Source organism: Miniimonas sp. S16 (assembly GCF_057748195.1).
Genome location: NZ_CM173242.1, coordinates 1934346 through 1951625 on the forward strand (window position 1 = coordinate 1934346; position 17280 = coordinate 1951625).

Annotated in this window: 18 protein-coding genes; 5 read left to right on the forward strand and 13 right to left on the reverse strand. The window is 73.2% G+C overall.

Annotated features, from left to right (window positions below; genetic code table 11):
• Positions 1-157: 157 nt before the first annotated feature.
• Positions 158-1411, reverse strand: coding sequence for a glycosyltransferase (locus AC3AQ1_RS08405; protein ID WP_234417429.1), 1254 nt, complete (start codon positions 1409-1411; stop codon positions 158-160).
• Between the two features lie 120 nt (positions 1412-1531).
• On the opposite strand from AC3AQ1_RS08405, the gene AC3AQ1_RS08410 reads away from it, so the two are divergent.
• Positions 1532-1930: a VOC family protein gene (locus tag AC3AQ1_RS08410; RefSeq protein ID WP_108718615.1), complete on the forward strand. Its 399-nt coding sequence runs from the start codon at positions 1532-1534 to the stop codon at positions 1928-1930.
• 9 nt (positions 1931-1939) lie between these two features.
• On the opposite strand, the gene AC3AQ1_RS08415 is transcribed toward AC3AQ1_RS08410, so the two are convergent.
• The gene (locus AC3AQ1_RS08415; RefSeq protein WP_108718616.1) at positions 1940-2461 is read right to left on the reverse strand and encodes a phosphoribosyltransferase; all 522 of its coding nucleotides are present in this window, start codon (positions 2459-2461) and stop codon (positions 1940-1942) included.
• 73 nt (positions 2462-2534) lie between these two features.
• Complete coding sequence (locus AC3AQ1_RS08420; protein WP_108718617.1) at positions 2535-3212, reverse strand: DNA-3-methyladenine glycosylase I; 678 nt, start codon at positions 3210-3212, stop codon at positions 2535-2537.
• Between the two features lie 82 nt (positions 3213-3294).
• Between AC3AQ1_RS08420 and AC3AQ1_RS08425 the strand changes: the two genes are divergently transcribed.
• Positions 3295-3978 (forward strand): pentapeptide repeat-containing protein, encoded by a 684-nt coding sequence (locus AC3AQ1_RS08425; RefSeq protein WP_159096456.1) that lies wholly within the window; start codon positions 3295-3297, stop codon positions 3976-3978.
• A 63-nt stretch (positions 3979-4041) separates the two neighbouring features.
• Here the strand turns inward: AC3AQ1_RS08425 and AC3AQ1_RS08430 are convergent, their stop codons facing one another.
• Together AC3AQ1_RS08430 and AC3AQ1_RS08435 are read right to left on the reverse strand one after the other, a co-directional pair.
• On the reverse strand, positions 4042-4536 hold the full coding sequence (locus AC3AQ1_RS08430) for a low molecular weight protein-tyrosine-phosphatase (RefSeq protein ID WP_234417430.1): 495 nt from the start codon (positions 4534-4536) through the stop codon (positions 4042-4044).
• Between the two features lie 3 nt (positions 4537-4539).
• Entirely contained in the window at positions 4540-5916 is a 1377-nt protein-coding gene (locus AC3AQ1_RS08435; RefSeq protein ID WP_108718620.1) for a polysaccharide deacetylase family protein, read from the reverse strand.
• A 423-nt stretch (positions 5917-6339) separates the two neighbouring features.
• Here AC3AQ1_RS08435 and AC3AQ1_RS08440 point away from each other — a divergent pair, with 423 nt between their 5' ends.
• On the forward strand, positions 6340-7260 hold the full coding sequence (locus AC3AQ1_RS08440) for an LLM class F420-dependent oxidoreductase (RefSeq protein WP_108718621.1): 921 nt from the start codon (positions 6340-6342) through the stop codon (positions 7258-7260).
• Positions 7261-7339: 79 nt separating this feature from the next.
• Here the strand turns inward: AC3AQ1_RS08440 and AC3AQ1_RS08445 are convergent, their stop codons facing one another.
• Positions 7340-8422, reverse strand: coding sequence for a hypothetical protein (locus tag AC3AQ1_RS08445; protein ID WP_108718622.1), 1083 nt, complete (start codon positions 8420-8422; stop codon positions 7340-7342).
• Entirely contained in the window at positions 8419-8883 is a 465-nt protein-coding gene (locus AC3AQ1_RS08450; RefSeq protein WP_108718623.1) for a GntR family transcriptional regulator, read from the reverse strand. Before AC3AQ1_RS08450 ends, AC3AQ1_RS08445 begins: the two co-directional genes overlap by 4 nt.
• Before the next feature lie 116 nt (positions 8884-8999).
• Here AC3AQ1_RS08450 and AC3AQ1_RS08455 point away from each other — a divergent pair, with 116 nt between their 5' ends.
• Entirely contained in the window at positions 9000-10046 is a 1047-nt protein-coding gene (locus AC3AQ1_RS08455) for an LLM class F420-dependent oxidoreductase (protein ID WP_108718624.1), read from the forward strand.
• Here AC3AQ1_RS08455 and AC3AQ1_RS08460 read toward each other — a convergent pair.
• From AC3AQ1_RS08460 to AC3AQ1_RS08475, 4 genes are all read right to left on the reverse strand, one after another.
• On the reverse strand, positions 10043-10687 hold the full coding sequence (locus tag AC3AQ1_RS08460) for a hypothetical protein (protein ID WP_108718625.1): 645 nt from the start codon (positions 10685-10687) through the stop codon (positions 10043-10045). The two genes, AC3AQ1_RS08455 and AC3AQ1_RS08460, sit on opposite strands and share 4 nt — an antisense overlap.
• 172 nt (positions 10688-10859) lie before the next feature.
• Positions 10860-12227: an ABC transporter substrate-binding protein gene (locus tag AC3AQ1_RS08465; protein WP_108718626.1), complete on the reverse strand. Its 1368-nt coding sequence runs from the start codon at positions 12225-12227 to the stop codon at positions 10860-10862.
• Positions 12228-12357: 130 nt separating this feature from the next.
• Positions 12358-13167: a carbohydrate ABC transporter permease gene (locus tag AC3AQ1_RS08470; RefSeq protein WP_108720092.1), complete on the reverse strand. Its 810-nt coding sequence runs from the start codon at positions 13165-13167 to the stop codon at positions 12358-12360.
• Positions 13168-13352: 185 nt separating this feature from the next.
• Complete coding sequence (locus AC3AQ1_RS08475; protein WP_108718627.1) at positions 13353-14258, reverse strand: carbohydrate ABC transporter permease; 906 nt, start codon at positions 14256-14258, stop codon at positions 13353-13355.
• A gap of 161 nt (positions 14259-14419) precedes the next feature.
• Here AC3AQ1_RS08475 and AC3AQ1_RS08480 point away from each other — a divergent pair, with 161 nt between their 5' ends.
• Entirely contained in the window at positions 14420-15529 is a 1110-nt protein-coding gene (locus AC3AQ1_RS08480) for a LacI family DNA-binding transcriptional regulator (RefSeq protein ID WP_108718628.1), read from the forward strand.
• A 28-nt stretch (positions 15530-15557) separates the two neighbouring features.
• Here AC3AQ1_RS08480 and AC3AQ1_RS08485 read toward each other — a convergent pair whose 3' ends face one another.
• Together AC3AQ1_RS08485 and nrdF are read right to left on the reverse strand one after the other, a co-directional pair.
• Positions 15558-16103, reverse strand: coding sequence for a DinB family protein (locus AC3AQ1_RS08485; RefSeq protein WP_108718629.1), 546 nt, complete (start codon positions 16101-16103; stop codon positions 15558-15560).
• Between the two features lie 164 nt (positions 16104-16267).
• On the reverse strand, positions 16268-17242 hold the full coding sequence (gene nrdF / locus AC3AQ1_RS08490; RefSeq protein ID WP_108720093.1) for a class 1b ribonucleoside-diphosphate reductase subunit beta: 975 nt from the start codon (positions 17240-17242) through the stop codon (positions 16268-16270).
• Positions 17243-17280 lie beyond the last annotated feature (38 nt).

The following is a 17280-nucleotide window of genomic DNA, read 5'->3' on the forward strand; positions in this document are numbered from 1 at the left end:
CTGGCACCAGGAGTTGCTCCACCACGAACCCAGCGATCCGTTCCGGTTCAGCGCCCGCAACCGGCACAGATCGCTGGCACCAGCTTCAGGGGCGGCACACATCGCTGGCACCAGCTCCAGGGCGGCACAGATCGCTGGCACCAGCGCCGCCAGGCGGCTACGACGCGGGCTCGTGCGCGTGCAGCACGTCGGCGTACACGCGGCCGGTCGCACCGGCCACGGTCGCCCAGGTGCGCCGCAGCGCCACGGTCCGGCCGGCCGCGCCGAGCCGGGCGCGCTGCGCCGGGTCCCCGAGCAGCCCGCCGATCGCCCCGGCCCAGTCCTGCGGGTCGCGGGTCGGCACGAGGACGCCCGTGACGCCGTCGAGCACGGCCTCGACAAGCCCGCCGGCCTCACCCGCCACCACGGGGACGCCGCTCGCCGACGCCTCGAGCGCGACGAGCCCGTAGGTCTCCGAGTGCGAGGGCACCAGGACGAGGGTGGCGCGGCGCATGAGGTCGGCTAGCTGGGTGCGCCCGAGGGGGCCCATGAGGTCCACGTCGCGCTCGACGCCGAGGTCGCGGGCGAGGTCGGCCAACGAGGCGACGAACGCGGAGTCCGACGTCGCACCGCCGGCCACCCGCAGCACCGGGCGCGGCTGCGGCAGCGCGGCGAGCGCCCGGATCGCGAGGTCGACACCCTTGAGCGGTTCCAGCCGCGCGGCGACGACGAGCGAGGGGCGAGGATCCTCGCCCGAGGGGGGCTCGCCGTCGTGCGCCGCGGCGGCGAGGGGGTGGAAGCGCTCGGTGTCGACGCCGGGGTGGACCACGCGGATCCGCGCGGGGTCGGCGCCGAGGCGCTCGACGGCGGTGCGCGCCTCCGCGTGGCTCACCGCCACGATCGCGTCGCTGAGCCGGGCGAGCTCGGCCTCGCCGGCCAGGCGGCCCGGGGACTCGGGGCGCTCACCCTCGGCCAGCTCGGTGTGCGCCGGTGCCGCGATGCTGTGGAAGGACTGCACGTGCGGCACGCCCCACGCGCGCGCGACCGGCAGCGCGGCGATGCCGGAGAACCAGTGGTGGGAGTGCAGGAGGTCGTAGGGCCCGAGGTCGGCGAGCGCGGCGCCGAAGTCGGCCATGAACGCCTCGTGGTCGCCCTTGGGGACCGGGCCGAGCGGTCCGACGGCGAGCCGGTGGACCGTGACGCCGTCCACCTTCTCGTGGGCCGGGACGCGCGGGTCGGCGTGCCGCGTGACGACCTCGACCGCGACCCCGAGCGCCGCCATCGCGGTGCACACGTGCCGCACGACGACGTTCATGCCGCCGACGTCGCCGCTGCCGGGCTCGGCGTAGGGGTCGGTGTGGAGGCACACGATGCCGACGCGCGCGCCCACGGGCAGGCCGAGGCCCGGCTGCGGCGTCGGTTCGGTGGACACGAGGGTTCATTCTGCCCCGGACGGTCCCTGCGGCGGACCGCGCCGGCTCGCATGTCGGTGCGTGGACCTACCCTCGGCGCACGCGGTGCTCTCGGCGCCGCCCGGACGAAGGAGCGCGTCATGGCACTGCGGTGGTACTCGGTGGTTGTGGAGACGACCCAGCCCCGCCACCTGGCGGACTGGTGGGCGCGGGCGCTGGACTGGGAGACGGTGTACGAGGCCGACGACGAGGTGGTGATCGTGCCGCGCTGGGCGCGCGAGCTCAGCGAGCAGCTGCCCTTCCACCGCGAGCCGCCCGGCCTCGTGTTCGTGCTCGTGGAGCACGAGAAGACCACGAAGAACCGGCTGCACCTCGACCTCGCGCCGCACACGAGCGACGACCGCGACGCGGAGATCGCCCGCCTGGAGTCGCTCGGCGCGACCCGCGTCGACGTCGGCCAGTCGCCGGACGTCTCGTGGACGGTGCTCGCCGACCCGGAGGGGAACGAGTTCTGCGTGCTGTCCTCGCGGGAGTTCTGACGCGACCGGTCAGGCGTCGGGCGCGCCCCTGCCCGTGACCGGCGGGAGCGAGGACCACGGGAACATGATCCAGGCGTCGGTCTCGCGCCAGGAGTACGTCGGGCGCACCACCGAGCGCGGCTTGGTGTAGAGCACCGCACTGCGCACGTCGGCGCCGTGCGCACCGATCATCTCGAGCACGAGCTGCAGCGTGCGGCCGGAGTCGGCGACGTCGTCGACGACGAGCACGCGCTGGCCGCGCAGCTCGGACGTGTCCAGCGCGGGCGGCAGCACCACGGGGTCGGCGAGCGTCTCGCCCACCCCGCTGTAGAACTCGACGTTGAGGGTGCCCATCGCCTTGCGGTCCAGCGCGTAGGCCAGGGCGCCCGCCGGCACGAGCCCGCCGCGTGCGACCGCGACCACGAGGTCGGGCTCCCAGCCGGTGGCCGCGATCGTGCGGGCGAGGGCGCGCACGGCGTGGCCGAAGTCCGCCCAGGTGAGGACCTCGCGGTCGGGGTGGTCAGCGGCGGTCGGGAACCGGTCCGGGGTCATGACTCCGGAGGGTATCCGGGTCACGTGGCCGCCGCGTGAACCGTGGCCCGGCCGACCCGTCTCACCCGGCTGACTACGCCGCCCGCACGGGGCAGGTGGCGAGGTGGTCGTCCACGAGGCCGACCGCCTGCATCGTCGCGTAGGTCGTGACCGGCCCGACGAAGGTGAACCCGAGCCGCTTGAGCTCCTTCGCGAGTGTGATCGACTCGGGCGTGTCGGTCGGCACCTCGGCGTAGGACGCGGGCGGGGTGGCGCGCGGCTCCGGGCGGTACCGCTCGAGGACGTCCCACAGCCGCCCGCCCTCGGCGCGCAGCGCCACGAGTGCCTGCGCGTTGCGGATCGTCGCCTCGATCTTCCGGCGGTTGCGGACGATGCCCGGGTCGGCGAGGAGACGCTCGACGTCGTCGGGTCCGAAGCCGGCGACGACGTCCGGCGCGAAGTCCGCGAACGCCGCCCGGAATGCTTCGCGCTTGCGCAGCACGATGATCCACGCGAGTCCGGACTGGAAGCCCTCGAGAGCGAGGCGCTCAAGCAGCTCGCGCTCGTCCACCGTCGGCTCGGGACGCACGCCCCACTCGGTGTCGTGGTACCGCTCGTAGACCGGGTCGCCGTCGCCGAAGCACCGCCTCCCTGCGGGAGGCGCGGCGTCGGCGAGGGGCTCGCCGGCGACGGGCTCGCCGGCGGCGGACTCGAGGTCTCCGGCGACGTCGGTCACAGGCGGGATCGTGCCGTCGGTGGTCTGTGCGGTCATGTCGCCCACCGTAGGCGCGGGGGGCGACGTGCGCCCGCCGGCCTGTGGACGAGCGTCGGACCGCCGCCGCTACCGTTGCGCTGTGGTCACCCCGAGACGTCCCGCTGCCGTGCGACCCCCGGCGGTCGAGCCCGTGCTGCTGCCCGACCTCACCGTGGTGGACCCGGCCGGGCTGCACCCGCACGCCGAGCTCGAGGGCGTCCGGATCGCGCTGGATGCCGCCCTGGACCCGGACGACGCGCTGGACGCCTCGCACGCGGAGATCTTCTCGAGCGAGCTCAGCGGTCTGCGCGCGGCCCGGGTCGCCGCACGGGGTGCACGGCTGCGCGAGACGCGCCTGACCGAGCCGGACGTCACGGTGCTCGACGCGCCCGCCTCGGACTGGCGCGACGCCGAGGTCCTCGGCGGTCGGTTCGGCTCCGCCGACCTGCACGACGGCGAGCTGCGCCGGGTCCGCTTCGTCGGGGTGCGGCTGCGCTACCTCAACCTGCGGGCGGCCCGCCTCGCGGACGTGGAGCTGCGCGACTGCATCGTCGACGAGCTCGACCTCGTCGAGGCCTCGGCCGAGCGCGTGGCGCTGCCGGGCTCCCGCGTCGGCCGGCTCGACCTGCAGCATGCGCGGCTCGTCGACGTCGACCTGCGCGGCTGCGACATCGAGGAGGTGGTCGGACCGCGGTGGCTCGCGGGCGCCGTCGTGGACTCCGCCCAGCTCATGTCGCTCGCGCCGGCGCTGGCGACGGCGGTGGGCCTGCGCGTCGTGGGCTGACCGGCGCTGCCGGACCCGACGTCGTGCGGCGACGCCCGGGGCGGCCCCGGGCCCGCGCCGGGCTCAGACCACGCGCTCGCGCACGTAGTCGACGATCCCGGGCGCGCACGCCTCGATCGTGGCGAGGCACTCCTGGAAGTCCTCGGGCCCGCCGTACCAGGGGTCCGGGGTGTCGGGCGCGTCCTGGTCGGACGGGTCGCCGCCCGGCACGCCGTCCTCGAAGGCGCGGAAGAGCGCGACCTTGGCGGCCGGGAACCCGAGCGCGCGGAGCGCCCGCGCGTGCTGCGCCGTCATGGCGAGCGCGAGGTCGGTCGCCTCGACGTCGGAGCGCTGCACCCGCACCGCCCGGCGGCGTGGCACGGCGTACCCGGCGTCGGCGAGCACCCGCTGCGCGCGGCGGTCGATCGGGTTGCCGATCTCCTCGATCGTCACGGCCGTCGAGCGGACCGACACGACATCGGCGAGGCCGGCGCGCTCGAGGGCGTCGCGCAGCACGACCTCGGCCATCGGGGAGCGGCAGATGTTGCCCGTGCAGACCGTCATCAGCGAGAACGTCACGCGTCAGCCCCCTGAGAAGTGCTTGGTGCCCGGCTGCATCGACCCGCCGAGCAGCTGCTCCACGGTGACGAACGTGTAGCCCTGGGCGCGCAGGTCGTCGATGATCGAGGGCACCGCGTCGATCGTCCACGAGTGGATGTCGTGCATGAGCACGATGCCGTTCTGCTTGGCGGTCGTGATCACGCGGTCGTGCGTGGCCTGAGCGTTCTTGGACTTCCAGTCCTCGCTGTCGACGTTCCACAGGACGACCGCCATGCCGTCGCGGCCCGCCTCCGCGAGCACCGCGTCGTCCACCGCGCCGTAGGGCGGGCGAAGGGCGTCCGGCGCCTGCCCCGCCGCGTCGACGATCGCCTGCGACGTGCGCTGGATCTCGGAGGCCATGTCGCCCGCCGAGAGCGTCGTGAGGTTGGGGTGGTTCCACGTGTGGTTCGCCAGCTCGTGGCCGGCGTCCGCGATGGCCTTCACCGTCGAGGGGTACCGGGAGACGTTCGACCCGACCATGAAGAAGGTCGCCTTCACGTCCTTGTCCGCGAGGACCTGCAGCAGCCGAGGCGTGTCCGGGCCGGGTCCGTCGTCGAACGTCAGCGCGAGGCACTTCGCGACGGCGCAGTCCACGCCGGCGGCGGGTGGCGTGACCGGCGCGGGCGGCACGGGTGGGGCCGGCAGGGGCGCGCTCGCCGGCGCCGGGACCACCTGGGCGGTGGTCGCGATCGCTCCGACGAACGCCCCGCCGGAGCGCACGGAGCCCCGCACCACCCGACCCGCGTCCGTGAGCAACGCATCGGTCTCGTCCGCCTGGAGGCGCCACGCGGTGCCGTCGGAGTGCACCAGCACGAGATCTCCTTCGGTGTCGAAGCGGACGTCCGCGAACGGGTCCGCGGCGGCGTCGCCGGTGGCCTCGGCGAACGCGGGCGAGACGATCGCGTGTCCCGCGTCCGAGACCAGCTCGCCGCCCTGCCACACCCGCCCGGACGCCGCGTCCGTGTACACGGTGCGGGCCCCGGCCGTCGACTCGCACCGCACGCCGAGCACCTGTCGGTCGGCCGCGACGACCTCGATCGAGACGGATGCCGCGTCACCCTGCGCCGCGTCGACGGAGGCCGGGTCGGCGTCGGGCGGGACGGGCACGCCGTCGCACCGCTGCGCGCTCGCGGCGAGCAGGGGGAACGACGTGAGAGCCGCGGTGTCGAGCGTGCCGTCGCTGGAGCCGTCCACGCCCACCGCGACGAGTCCGGCCGCGGTGGGGTCCGCCGTCACGGGAGGGTCGGTGGGCGCGAGACTCGCGCCGGCCTGCGCGTCGGAGTCGGAGCCGCCCGGCGCGGTGCACGCGGCGAGCAGCAGCGGCACGGCGAGGGCCGCGACCCAGCGAGAACGACGCATGCGTGGTACTTCCTGCTCGTGCCGGGCGCCGGCGCCCTGTGCCCCGCGTCCCCCTGCCCGCAATTCTTCCCTACGACCCCCCGTGCGGCGGGCCGCAGCGCCCCCGGTGGTGTGGCGAGTTGGTGACGAAAAAGGGGGTGACGCGAAGGTTCCCCCGTGCCTACCGTGTCACCACACGGAGAGGAGGTGGTCCGAGCCAATGAAGAACCTTCGGACGCGTGAGGTGGTCGCCCGCTAGTCGGGGACCGCACAGGACGGTTCGTCCTCGACCGCCGACCCGGCGAGCGAGAACCAGGCGATCACCGGAGCCCGCGGGAGTCGCGCCTCGTCCAGCGCGACGGCCGGTCGGTCCACGACCACCGGCAGCCCGCGGGCTCTTGCCTGTCCGGCTGCACATCGGCGGCACGTGGCAGGCTGGTTCCCATGGACCTGCGCATCTTCATCGAGCCCCAGCAGGGCGCCTCCTACGACGACCAGCTCCGCGTGGCCCAGGCCGCGGAACGCCTCGGCTTCGACGCCTTCTTCCGGTCCGACCACTTCGTCGCCATGGGCGGCGACGGCCTGCCCGGCCCCACCGACTCGTGGGTGACCCTCGGCGGGATCGCGCGCGAGACGTCCACGATCCGGCTCGGCACTCTCGTCACGTCGGCAACCTTCCGTCACCCCGGCGTGCTCGCGATCCAGGTGGCCCAGGTCGACGCGATGTCCGGCGGCCGGGTCGAGCTCGGCCTCGGCGCGGGCTGGTTCGAGCGGGAGCACGCCGCCTACGGGATCCCGTTCCCCCCGCGTCGGTTCGGCCTGCTGACCGAGCAGCTCGAGGTGATCACCGGCCTGTGGTCCACCCCGGACGGTGAGACCTTCTCCTACGACGGCGAGCACTACACCCTCGTCGACTCCCCCGCCCTGCCCAAGCCCGTGCAGGCGCCGCTGCCCGTCGTGATCGGCGGGAACGGGCCGTCCCGCACGCCGGCGCTGGCCGCGCGGTTCGGCGCCGAGTACAACACGAGCTTCCCCGAGATCGCCGACATCCCGACTCGGTTCGCCACCGTCCGCGACGCGTGCGACGCCGCCGGGCGCGACCCCGAGTCCCTCACGTACTCCGCGGCGCTCGTGCTCGCCGTCGGCGCCGACGAGACCGAGCTCGCCCGGCGGGCCGCGGCGATCGGCCGCGAGCCGGCCGAGCTGCGCGAGCACGGCATCGCGGGCACCGTTCCCGAGGCGCTGGACCGGCTCGGTCAGCTGCGCGAGTGGGGCACCGACCGCGTCTACCTCCAGGTGCTCGACCTGGCCGACCTCGATCACCTCGAGCTGGTCGCCGCGGAGCTGCTGCCGCACGTGCGCTGACGTGCGCTGACGTGTCCTGACGTGCGCCGAGGCGCGCCGAGGCGCCGACGTGCTCTGACGCGCTCAGACGTACGCCGCGTCATCGTGCGCGCGTCGGCTGCTCCCGTCCGTCCGCCGCGGCGAGTGCCGCGAGCACACTCGCCAGCGGCTCGGGGTCGTCCAGCGTGACGGCGAACTCGCGCCCGTCACGGCGCACGACGACGAGCGCCGGGCCGCGCCGCGCGACGTACGCGGTGCGGCCCGGCAGCCAGCGGAAGCCCCAGCCGCCCCACTGCGTCGGCTCGAGGTCCTCGCTCCGCACGGCCGCGACATCGCTCAGCGGGATGCGCTTGACCGGGAGGCCGAGCCACGAGGTGACGCGCAGGCCCCGGGCGTCGACCGTGGCGGTGATCCGCGCGAGCCAGGCCCCGGCGACGGCGGCGACGACCAGCACGCCGCCCACGAGCGCCGCCGTCGCGGGGGACGCACCGCCGGCGGTGCTCACGAGCACGGCGACGACGGCGAGCGCGGCCGTCGCTGCGGTCAGCCACCAGAACATCGGGGCGCTCGTCGTCGCCGAGGCCGCGAGGCGTTCGCCCGCGGCGAGCGGCGCAGGCGCCACGGCGCCCGACGAGGTGGGCGTGCGCCGCGCCGGGCCGTGCGCCCCCCACGCGAGCGCGCCCCACCCGCACGCGAGGAGCACGACGGCGAACGCCTGCCACGAGAGCGACTCCTCCCCCGGAGCGCTCGCCGCGAGCGTGACCAGGGCACTGGCGAACCACAGTCCGGCCACGAACGCGGCGGCCCAGGCGAGCGCGACGAGTGTCCACACCCGCGCGAACGCCTGGCGCAGCGGCAGCACGGCGACGCCCACCACCGCGAGCGCGGCCACGACGAGCGTGATCGTGAGCCAGTAGCGGCCGGAGTCCGACCACGCGTCCGCCGCTCCGCTCGCGCCGAAGTGCGTCGGCGTGAGCGGCGGCAGCCGGTCCAGCAGGACCTCGCCCCACGTGAGCAGCAGGACGAGCGGCGCGGCCACGACGAGCGCTGCGAGCGCCCGGCGCCACCACGGCGTGGGCCGCGGGCTGTGCGCGTCGCCGGTCGCGTCGGCGGACCGGCTCGCGCCACCGCGCGAGGGCGCACTCGTTCCGGGGGTGCGGGCCGGGTCGACCGGGCGGGTCATCGGGTGCCTCCTGCAGGGTGGTCGGACGGGCGTGCGGGGTCGGTCAGGTCGGTCGGACGAGTCGGTGGAGGCGCCGGGCGCTCAGCGCCCGCGGCGCCCGCCGTGCGCTCCGGCCACGCCCGCACGACGGCGTCGATCGCCTCCTGCAGCTCGGCGCCGGTGCGCAGGGCCTCGGTCGCCAAGTCGCGGGCGAGTGCCTCGAGCCCGGCGCGCGACGTCGAGGCGCCCGGCGCGATGGTGGCGCCGCGGCCCCGCCGCAGGTCCAGCACGCCCTCGTCGCGCAGCTCCTGGTAGGCGCGCAGCACGGTGTGGAGGTTGATCTCGAGCATCGCGGCGAGGGCGCGCGCGGACGGGAGACGATCGCCGGGGGAGAGCTCGCCGTCGGACACTGCGCGGCGCACCTGCGCCGCGAGCTGGTCGGCGTAGGTGCGCTCGCTCCGCGTGTCGAGGCGCCACAACATATTCGTATGTTATACGAACAACTCGGCGCGGACCAGCCGGATTCGGCGTGCCGGGTAGCGTGACCGGGAGAACGAGCGCCGGGGCTCCCCCTGCCCGGACCTGACGAGGAGGGGCGATGCGGCTCGGCCTGCACACGGGGTACTGGAAGGCGGGACCGCCCGCCGGCGCTGCCGAGGCGGTCGCGTGGGCCGACGCGCACGGCATGGACTCGGTCTGGACGGCGGAGGCGTACGGGTCCGACGCGTTCACGCCGCTCGCGTGGTGGGGCGCGACCACCTCCCGGGTGCGCCTGGGCACCGGCATCGCCCAGCTCTCCGCCCGCACGCCGACCGCGACGGCGATGGCCGCGCTCACTCTCGACCACCTCTCGGGCGGCCGGTTCGTGCTGGGCCTGGGCGCCTCGGGTCCGCAGGTCGTCGAGGGCTGGTACGGCCAGCCGTACGCCCGGCCGCTCGCGCGCACCCGCGAGTTCGTCGCGATCGTGCGGGACGTGCTGCGCCGAGAGGCGCCCGTCACCGCGCCCGGACCTGCGTACTCGCTGCCGCTGCCCGCGGACGCCCCGGGCGCGACCGGCCAGGGCAAAGCCCTGCGTTCCACCGTGCACCCGCTGCGCGCCGACCTGCCGATCCACCTCGCGGCGCAGGGGCCGCGCAACACCGCACTCGCGGCGGAGATCGCGGACGGCTGGCTGCCTGCCTTCCTCTCCCCCGCCCTCGACGCCGAGGCGCGGGCCCTGCTCGAGGAGGGGTTCGCCGCCCGGTCGGCGACCCTGCGGCCCGCCTCCGAGTTCGAGGTGTGCGCGAGCGTGCCGCTCGCCGTCGCCGGCTCGATCGCCGAGGCCGTCGACCTCGTGCGCCCGCACGTCGCGCTCTACGCGGGTGGGATGGGGTCCGCGAGCGCCAACTTCCACCGCGACGCGATGGCCCGCCTCGGGTACGCCGAGGCGCTGGCGGAGGTGTCGGCACACTACGCGGCCGGGGACCGCGAGCGTGCCGCGGCCGCCGTGCCCGAGGAGCTCGTGCGCGAGATCGCGCTCGTGGGGACGCCCGCCGACATCGCGGAGCAGGTGGCCCGCTGGGAGCGCACCTGCGTCACGACCCTCGTCGTGCAGACCGACCCACGCGCGCTGCCGGCGCTGGCGCCGCTGCTCGCCGCCTCCTAGGCGACGAGCGCGGGACGGCGCCCCCCGAGCCACACCTCGTTGCCCTCGCCGAGCGGCACCCGCCCCACGGTGGCGAAGCCGCTCTGGCGCAGGAGCGCGCCGCGGCCGTCGTCGATCGCGACGGCGAGCACCGGCTCGTCGCGCGAGAGCACCGGCTCCACGACCGTCCTCGCCATCGTCACGACGTCGTGACGCTCGACGTGCGGCGCGACCGCGACGGCGAACAGCACCAGCCGGGCGCTCGAGAGCTGGATGAGGTCGCCCACCTCGGCCATCGCCGACTCGAGCGCTGGTCGCAGGTGCACCGCGGGACCGACGGCGTCGACCACCCGGTCGACCTTGAGCTCGCGGCGCAGCAGCTGGTCGAGCGCGCCCGCGCGCACGCTCGCGGCGTCGTCGCCGCCGGGGACCCACACCGACGCGGCCACGATCTCACCGTCGCGCTCGGTCACCCACAGCTCGCCGCTGGCGAGCACGAGGTGGGCCAGCAGCATCCGCGCGGTCGCGTCCGCCGCGCCGGGGTCGGCGGGCCCGTCCGGCACCCCGTCGCCGTCGATGTCGAGCTCGTGGGCGCTCGCGCGCAGGAGGCGGGCGACCGGGTTGACGTCGAGCAGGTGCCCCTGTCGGGTGTGGAGCGTCATGCTGCCTCACCGTAGGGACGCCGGCTGGGAGCAGCCTGGGTGTCGGGTGAGCACTGCTGCCGGTGAGCAGTGCTGTCGGTGGGCGCCTGCCGACGCACGCACCGCGCAACGCACGACGGCGAGGCTCGGGTGAGCCTCGCCGTCGTGCGCGAGCGGTGGGTTCAGCGGGAGGTCACTCGGTGCTGACCGTGAAGCCCTGCTCCTCGCCGTACTTCACGTTCGCGTCCTGCCACGCCACGAGGCCCTCGTTGAGGTCGGTGCGGTTGAGGTAGGACTGGCCGAGCGTCTCCGACACGATGCTGTTGGCGTAGGACTGCCAGGGCAGGTACTGCCAGCCGGTGCCGACGTTGTCGATGCCCTCGACGAGCACCTTGTTGATCTCCTGGCCGCCGAAGTAGTCGGAGGTGAAGCCGAGGAACTCGTCGGACTGGAGCTCGGCCACGGTCGCCGGGAAGCCGCCGCCGCTGTTGAGGAACACGGAGATCGACTCGGGGTCGGAGTTCAGCCACCGCAGGAAGGCGGCGCCGAGCTCGGGGTTGGGGGCGCCCTTCGGCACGACCTCCGTGGAGCCGCCGTTCTCGGCGTTGGCGGGCGTGCCGTCGTAGGTCGGCATGGGCGCCACGCGCCACTTACCGGCGCCGTCGGGCGCGCTGTTCTCGAACACGCCCGGCATCCACGCGCCCGTGGGCAGCGTGGCGATCGTGCCGTCGGACAGCGCGGCGAACCACTCGTCGGTCCAGCCGGGGATCTCGCAGTTGAGGCCGCCCTGGACGATCTTGTTCCAGGTGTCGGCCCAGAGCTTCGAGCCCTCGTCCTGGAGGTTGATCGTCACGTTCTCGCCGTCGACGGCGAACGGGCGGCCACCGGCCTGCCAGATCATCGAGGTGGTGAAGCCGGCGTCGCCGGAGTCGTTGACGATGCACGTGTCGGGGTTCGCGGCCTTGATCGCCTCGCCCGCCGTGATGTACTCGTCCCACGTGGTGGGCACCTCGATGCCGAGGGACGTGAAGACCTCCTCGTTGTAGAACAGCGCCATCGGTCCGGAGTCCTGCGGGAGGCCCCAGATGCCGCCGTTCTGCGTGACCGCACCCCACGTGGAGGGGGTGTAGAGGTCCTCGAGGTCGGCGAAGCCGTACTCGGTGAGGTCGGTGAGCGAGCCCGGGAGCTGGAACTGGGAGACCGACTGGTACTCCAGCTGCGCGACGTCGGGGATGCCCGAGCCGGCCGTGAGGGCGTTCTGCAGCTTGAGGTTGTGGTCCGCGGCGCCGCCGGTGTTGGTGACGTTGACCGTGACGTTCGGGTAGGCCTTCATGAACGCCGCGGCCTGCTCCTCGGCCTGCGGGGTCCAGGTCCAGTACTCGATCGTGCCGCCCTGCTCGAGCGCGGCGTCGAGCGCGTCGGAGCTGCCGCCGTCGGAGCCGCCTGCGGTCCCGTCGCCGGAGCCGGAGTCGGAGGAGCCGCCGGAGCAGGCGGCGAGGACGAGCCCGAGGGCGACCGCGGACGCGGTCACCGTGAGGACTCGGCGGGTGGAGCTGGCCATGGCCTTTCCTTTCACTTCACTGTGGTGGCGCGTGACGCGCCGGGTGGGGGTGGCGTGGTCGTCCACGGGCCGAGGCCGGCACGTGGACTCCTGGGGACCGGCCGGGCTCGCCCCGGCCGGTCTGGTCGGGTCAGGCCTTGACGGAGCCGGCCGAGAGGCCGTTCTGCCAGAAGCGCTGGAGGGACAGGAAGGCGACGACGATCGGGATGATCGTGAGCAGCGACGCCGTGATCACGAGGTGGTAGATCGGCGACGCCTGGACGCCCGTGGCCTCGAGGTTCCAGGCCTGCAGGCCGAGCGGAAGCGGGTAGAGGCTCTCCGAACGCAGCATGATCAGCGGCAGGAAGTAGTTGTTCCACGTGGCCACGACGGCGAACAGCAGCACCGTCACGATGCCCGGCGCCATCATCCGGACGCTGATCGTCGCGAAGGTGCGGATCTCGCTCGACCCGTCGACGCGGGCCGCCTCCAGCACCTCGGTGGGCACGGACTCCTGCGCGAAGATCCACATGAGGTAGAACCCGAACGGGGAGACCAGCGCCGGGATGATCACCGACAGCATCGTGTTGGTGAGACCGAGCGACGAGAACATGAGGAACGTCGGGACCGCGAGGGCCGTGCCGGGAATCGCGATCGCGCCCAGGATGACGGCGAACACGGACTTCTTGCCCGGGAAGCTGAACTTCGCCATCCCGTAGCCGCCGAGGGTGGCCAGCAGGGTCGCGCCCCCCGCGCCGACGACCACGTAGATGATCGTGTTGAGGAACCAGCGGACGAAGATCCCGTCCTTGCGGGTCAGCACCTCGCCGATGTTCGCGAACAGCTGGAAGCTGTCGCCGAACCACAGCCCGGAGGAGCTCAGCAGGCTGCCGTAGTCCTTCGTCGAGTTGACGACGAGCCAGTACAGCGGCAGCAGGCAGTAGATCGCGAAGAAGATCATGACGACCGTCAGGGCGACCGACCGGTGGATGTGCCGGTCCGGGCGCAGGTGCTCGTAGCCCGGGGCCACGCCCTGACGTCCCTTCGCTCGACTCGCGCCCGTGGTCCTGGTGCCCGACGGCGAGGCGAGCGTCCCCGCGGAGGTGGTGCTCGCCGTCGTGCCGGCGTGGGTGCTCACGTCGCCGCTCACTTGAGGGCCTCCCGGTTCCCGCGGAGCTGGACGACGTAGGCGATGACCGCCGTGACGACGCCCATGATGATGGCCAGCGCCGCCGCGTAGTTCACCTGCTGCCCGGTGAAGGACAGGTTGTACGCGTACATGTTCGGCGTGTAGTAGGTCGAGATGAGGTTCGGGACGAGCTTCTGCATGATGTTCGGCTCGTTGAACAGCTGGAACGAGCCGATGATCGAGAAGATCACCGCCACCACGATGGAGCCCTGGACCGCGGGCAGCTTGATGTTCCGCACGATGCGGAGCTGACCGGCGCCGTCGAGCGCGGCCGCCTCGTACAGCTCGGGCGAGATCGCCTTGAGCGAGGAGTACAGGATCAGCATGTTGTAGCCCATGAACGACCAGGTCACGATGTTGCCGATGCCCACGAGCAGCCACTGCTGGGAGAGCACCGAGAAGTCGGTGCCTAGCCAACCGTTGAGGTTGCCGACCAGGCCGAACCGCTCGCCGTACATGAAGCCCCACATGAGCACCGCCGCGACGCTGGGCACCGCGTAGGGCAGGAACATCGCGATCCGGAAGAACCGGATCCCGTGCAGCCGGGCCGAGTCGATCACCAGGGCGGCGACCAGCGCCATCGCCAGCATCACCGGGACCTGCACGAGGAGGAACAGGCTCACGCGGCCCAGGCCCTCCCAGAACTTCGGGTCCTGGAACACGGCGACGAAGTTGTCCGCACCGACGAAGGACGTGCCTCCGATCAGCTTCGTCTGGAACAGGCTCAGCCAGATCGTGTACGCCAGCGGGGCGATGAACACGAACACGAAGACCAGGAGGAACGGGACCGTGAACCACAGTCCCGTCAACCGTCGCCTGACCTTTCGCACCTGGCCGGGCCGCTCGGCGACCACGCTCGACATCCTCGTCTCCTCACCACGGACCTGCGCTGGCCGGCCGGCGGGGCGTCATGTTGACGTCAACAGCCGACCGATGGTGACGTTATCATGGGATCGCCGGGACACACGTCTCGAAACGGTAACGATGTCGTCACCGCCCCGCAGTGGGCAGAGGAGGAGCTCCGATGCCCGCCCGTGCCGCGAACGACCGCTCCCCTTCTCGCACCGGCGCCGCTGCCGGCCGCGCGCCGTCGCTCGCCGACGTCGCACGCCTCGCCGGCGTCTCGACACAGACGGTGTCCCGCGTCTCGACCGGCTCGACCCAGGTGCGTCCCGAGACGCGGGCCGTGGTGCTCGAGGCTATGTGCGCCGTCGGGTACGCCCCGAACGCCGCGGCGCGTGCACTGCGCTCGGGCACGTTCGGCACGTTCGGCGTCATCGTCCACCAGATCTCCCGGACCGGGGAGTCGCGCAGCGTGGAGGCGATCGTCGCCGCGGCACGCCGGCACGGGTACGCCGTGACGCTCGTCGACGTCGAGCACGCCGGCGACTCCGACGTCGAGGCCGCCGTCGCCCGCCTGCAGAACCAGCTCATCGACGGCCTCATCGTGCTGCGGCACGAGACCGAGACGCCCGTGCACCTGCGCGTGCCGGACACCCTGCCGCTCGTGGTGTCCGACGCACGGTTCGTCGGCGAGCACGCCACCGTCGGCGCGGACCAGCTCGCGGGCACGGCGGCCGCCGTCGAGCACCTGCTCGGCCTCGGGCACGTCACGGTGCACCACGTCGGCGGGCCCCCGACGTCGAACCCCGCCCAGGTGCGCCGGACCGGCTGGGTCGCGGCGCTCGAGGCGCACGGGCGCCAGGTCCCCCCGCTCACCACTGGCGACTGGACCCCCGCGTCCGGCTACCGCGCGGGAACCGAGCTCGTCGCGCGCATCCACGACGGCGAGCCGATCACCGCGGTCTTCAGCGCCAACGACGAGATGGCGGCGGGGCTCCTGCTCGCGCTCACCCGCGCCGGCCTGTCGGTGCCGGGCGACGTGTCGGTCATCGGGTTCGACAACATCCCGCTGTCGGCCTACCTGCAGCCTCCGCTCACCACGGTCGAGCAGGACTTCGCGGCGATGGGCGAGGCGCTGGTCGAGATGCTGATCGCGCAGGTGCGCCGGCGCGGGGCCGGCCGGCTGGTGCCTGGCGGGCCCTCTGGCGAGGCGGCTCCCGCGGAAGCCACACGGCGGGTCGTCCCGGCGAACCTCATCGTGCGCGAGAGCACCGCGCCGCCACGGCGCTGAGCACGCGGCGGGCCCGCCGTCGTACGTCTCACCCCTGTCGGAGATACAGGTCGCGCAGCAGCGCGATCTCGGCGCCGTGGTGGATGACCTCGCGGTGGATGTGCAGCACGAGCCCGGCCATGGAGGAGTCCTCGTGGCCCGGCTCGCGGCAGGGCTCCGCCAGCGCGACGTCGTCGAGTGCTGCCACGCCGGCGCGCCAGCGGGCCTCGCCGGCGTCGAGGTCGGCGAGCGATGCGGCGGCCGTGAGCGGGTAGTCGTAGGAGTCGTAGCTGATCTCGGGGCCACCGAAGTACCGCGCGTTGCGGTCGCCGAAGACGCCGACCACGAGGTGGGCCAGGCGCCAGGCGATGGTGGTGACCGGGGCGGGGACGGGTTCAGGCACCTCGAAGTCGACGACGCCCGAGCCCGAGCCGATCGTGCCCCACGGGCCGTGCTCGCCGCGCGGGCGGACCGTCCAAGAGTCCGCGACCGGCGGCCACAGGTACTCGGCGTCCGTCAGCCCTTCCAGCCGGGGCCGCAGCTGGTGGTCCCAGTGCCAGGTGTGCTGCTCGAGAAGCTCGTCGGTCAAGGTCATCGCCGTCTCCCTCGCTCGTCTCGACCCGTGTCGGGCTCAGTCTGCGCCTGCCGTACGACATCCGCGCCCCACGCGGGCGCTCGTCCCGAGAACGGCAGGACCGCCGCACCCGGGAGGGTGCGGCGGTCCTGTGCGGTGCTGGTCGATCGCGGGGCGACGGCGGGTCAGAAGTCCCAGTCGTCGTCCTCGGTCGTGACGGCCTTGCCGATCACGTACGAGGAGCCCGAGCCCGAGAAGAAGTCGTGGTTCTCGTCGGCGTTCGGCGCGAGGGCCGAGAGGATCGCCGGGTTCACGTCGGTCTGGTCCTTCGGGAACAGCGCGTCGTAGCCCAGGTTCATGAGGGCCTTGTTCGCGTTGTAGCGCAGAAACATCTTGACGTCCTCGGTGAGCCCGACGCCGTCGTAGAGGTCCTCCGTGTACTGCTCCTCGTTCTCGTAGAGCTCGGTGAGCAGGTCGTAGGTGTACTCCTGGATCTCGTCCCGCTTGGCCTGGTCGACGAGCTGCAGGCCCTTCTGGAACTTGTACCCGATGTAGTACCCGTGCACGGCCTCGTCGCGGATGATGAGGCGGATGACATCGGCCGTGTTGGTGAGCTTCGCGCGGCTGGACCAGTACATCGGCAGGTAGAAGCCCGAGTAGAAGAGGAACGACTCCAGCAGGGTCGAGGCGACCTTGCGCTTGAGCGGCTCGTCCCCCCGGTAGTACTTCATGACGATCTCGGCCTTGCGCTGGAGGTTCTCGTTCTCCTCCGACCAGCGGAACGCCTCGTCGATCTCACGCGTGGAGCACAGCGTGGAGAAGATCGAGCTGTAGCTCTTGGCGTGCACCGACTCCATGAACGCGATGTTCGTGTAGACGGCCTCCTCGTGCGGGGTGAGCGCGTCCGGGATGAGGCTCACCGCACCGACCGTGCCCTGGATCGTGTCCAGCAGCGTGAGCCCCGTGAACACGCGCATCGTGAGCTCCTGCTCCTGCGCGGTGAGGGTGCCCCACGACGGGATGTCGTTGGAGACCGGCACCTTCTCGGGCAGCCAGAAGTTGCCCACGAGGCGGTCCCACACCTCGAGGTCCTTGTCGTCCTCGATCCGGTTCCAGTTGATCGCCTGGACCCGGCTCACCAGCTTGAGCTTCTCGCTGATCACGTTCGTCGTTCCTTCGTCTCGCGGGGTCGGTGGGT

Bases quoted from the DNA above. Each gene is read 5' to 3' on its own strand.
- AC3AQ1_RS08415 (WP_108718616.1), bottom strand. From the start codon at position 2,461: ATGACCCCGGACCGGTTCCCGACCGCCGCTGACCACCCCGACCGCGAG.
- AC3AQ1_RS08475 (WP_108718627.1), bottom strand. From the start codon at position 14,258: ATGTCGAGCGTGGTCGCCGAGCGGCCCGGCCAGGTGCGAAAGGTCAGG.
- AC3AQ1_RS08485 (WP_108718629.1), bottom strand. From the start codon at position 16,103: ATGACCTTGACCGACGAGCTTCTCGAGCAGCACACCTGGCACTGGGAC.
- AC3AQ1_RS08455 (WP_108718624.1), top strand. From the start codon at position 9,000: ATGCGGCTCGGCCTGCACACGGGGTACTGGAAGGCGGGACCGCCCGCC.
- AC3AQ1_RS08420 (WP_108718617.1), bottom strand. From the start codon at position 3,212: ATGACCGCACAGACCACCGACGGCACGATCCCGCCTGTGACCGACGTC.
- AC3AQ1_RS08460 (WP_108718625.1), bottom strand. From the start codon at position 10,687: ATGACGCTCCACACCCGACAGGGGCACCTGCTCGACGTCAACCCGGTC.
- AC3AQ1_RS08440 (WP_108718621.1), top strand. From the start codon at position 6,340: ATGGACCTGCGCATCTTCATCGAGCCCCAGCAGGGCGCCTCCTACGAC.
- AC3AQ1_RS08465 (WP_108718626.1), bottom strand. From the start codon at position 12,227: ATGGCCAGCTCCACCCGCCGAGTCCTCACGGTGACCGCGTCCGCGGTC.
- AC3AQ1_RS08450 (WP_108718623.1), bottom strand. From the start codon at position 8,883: ATGTTGTGGCGCCTCGACACGCGGAGCGAGCGCACCTACGCCGACCAG.
- AC3AQ1_RS08445 (WP_108718622.1), bottom strand. From the start codon at position 8,422: ATGACCCGCCCGGTCGACCCGGCCCGCACCCCCGGAACGAGTGCGCCC.
- AC3AQ1_RS08435 (WP_108718620.1), bottom strand. From the start codon at position 5,916: ATGCGTCGTTCTCGCTGGGTCGCGGCCCTCGCCGTGCCGCTGCTGCTC.
- AC3AQ1_RS08480 (WP_108718628.1), top strand. From the start codon at position 14,420: ATGCCCGCCCGTGCCGCGAACGACCGCTCCCCTTCTCGCACCGGCGCC.
- AC3AQ1_RS08410 (WP_108718615.1), top strand. From the start codon at position 1,532: ATGGCACTGCGGTGGTACTCGGTGGTTGTGGAGACGACCCAGCCCCGC.
- AC3AQ1_RS08470 (WP_108720092.1), bottom strand. From the start codon at position 13,167: ATGATCTTCTTCGCGATCTACTGCCTGCTGCCGCTGTACTGGCTCGTC.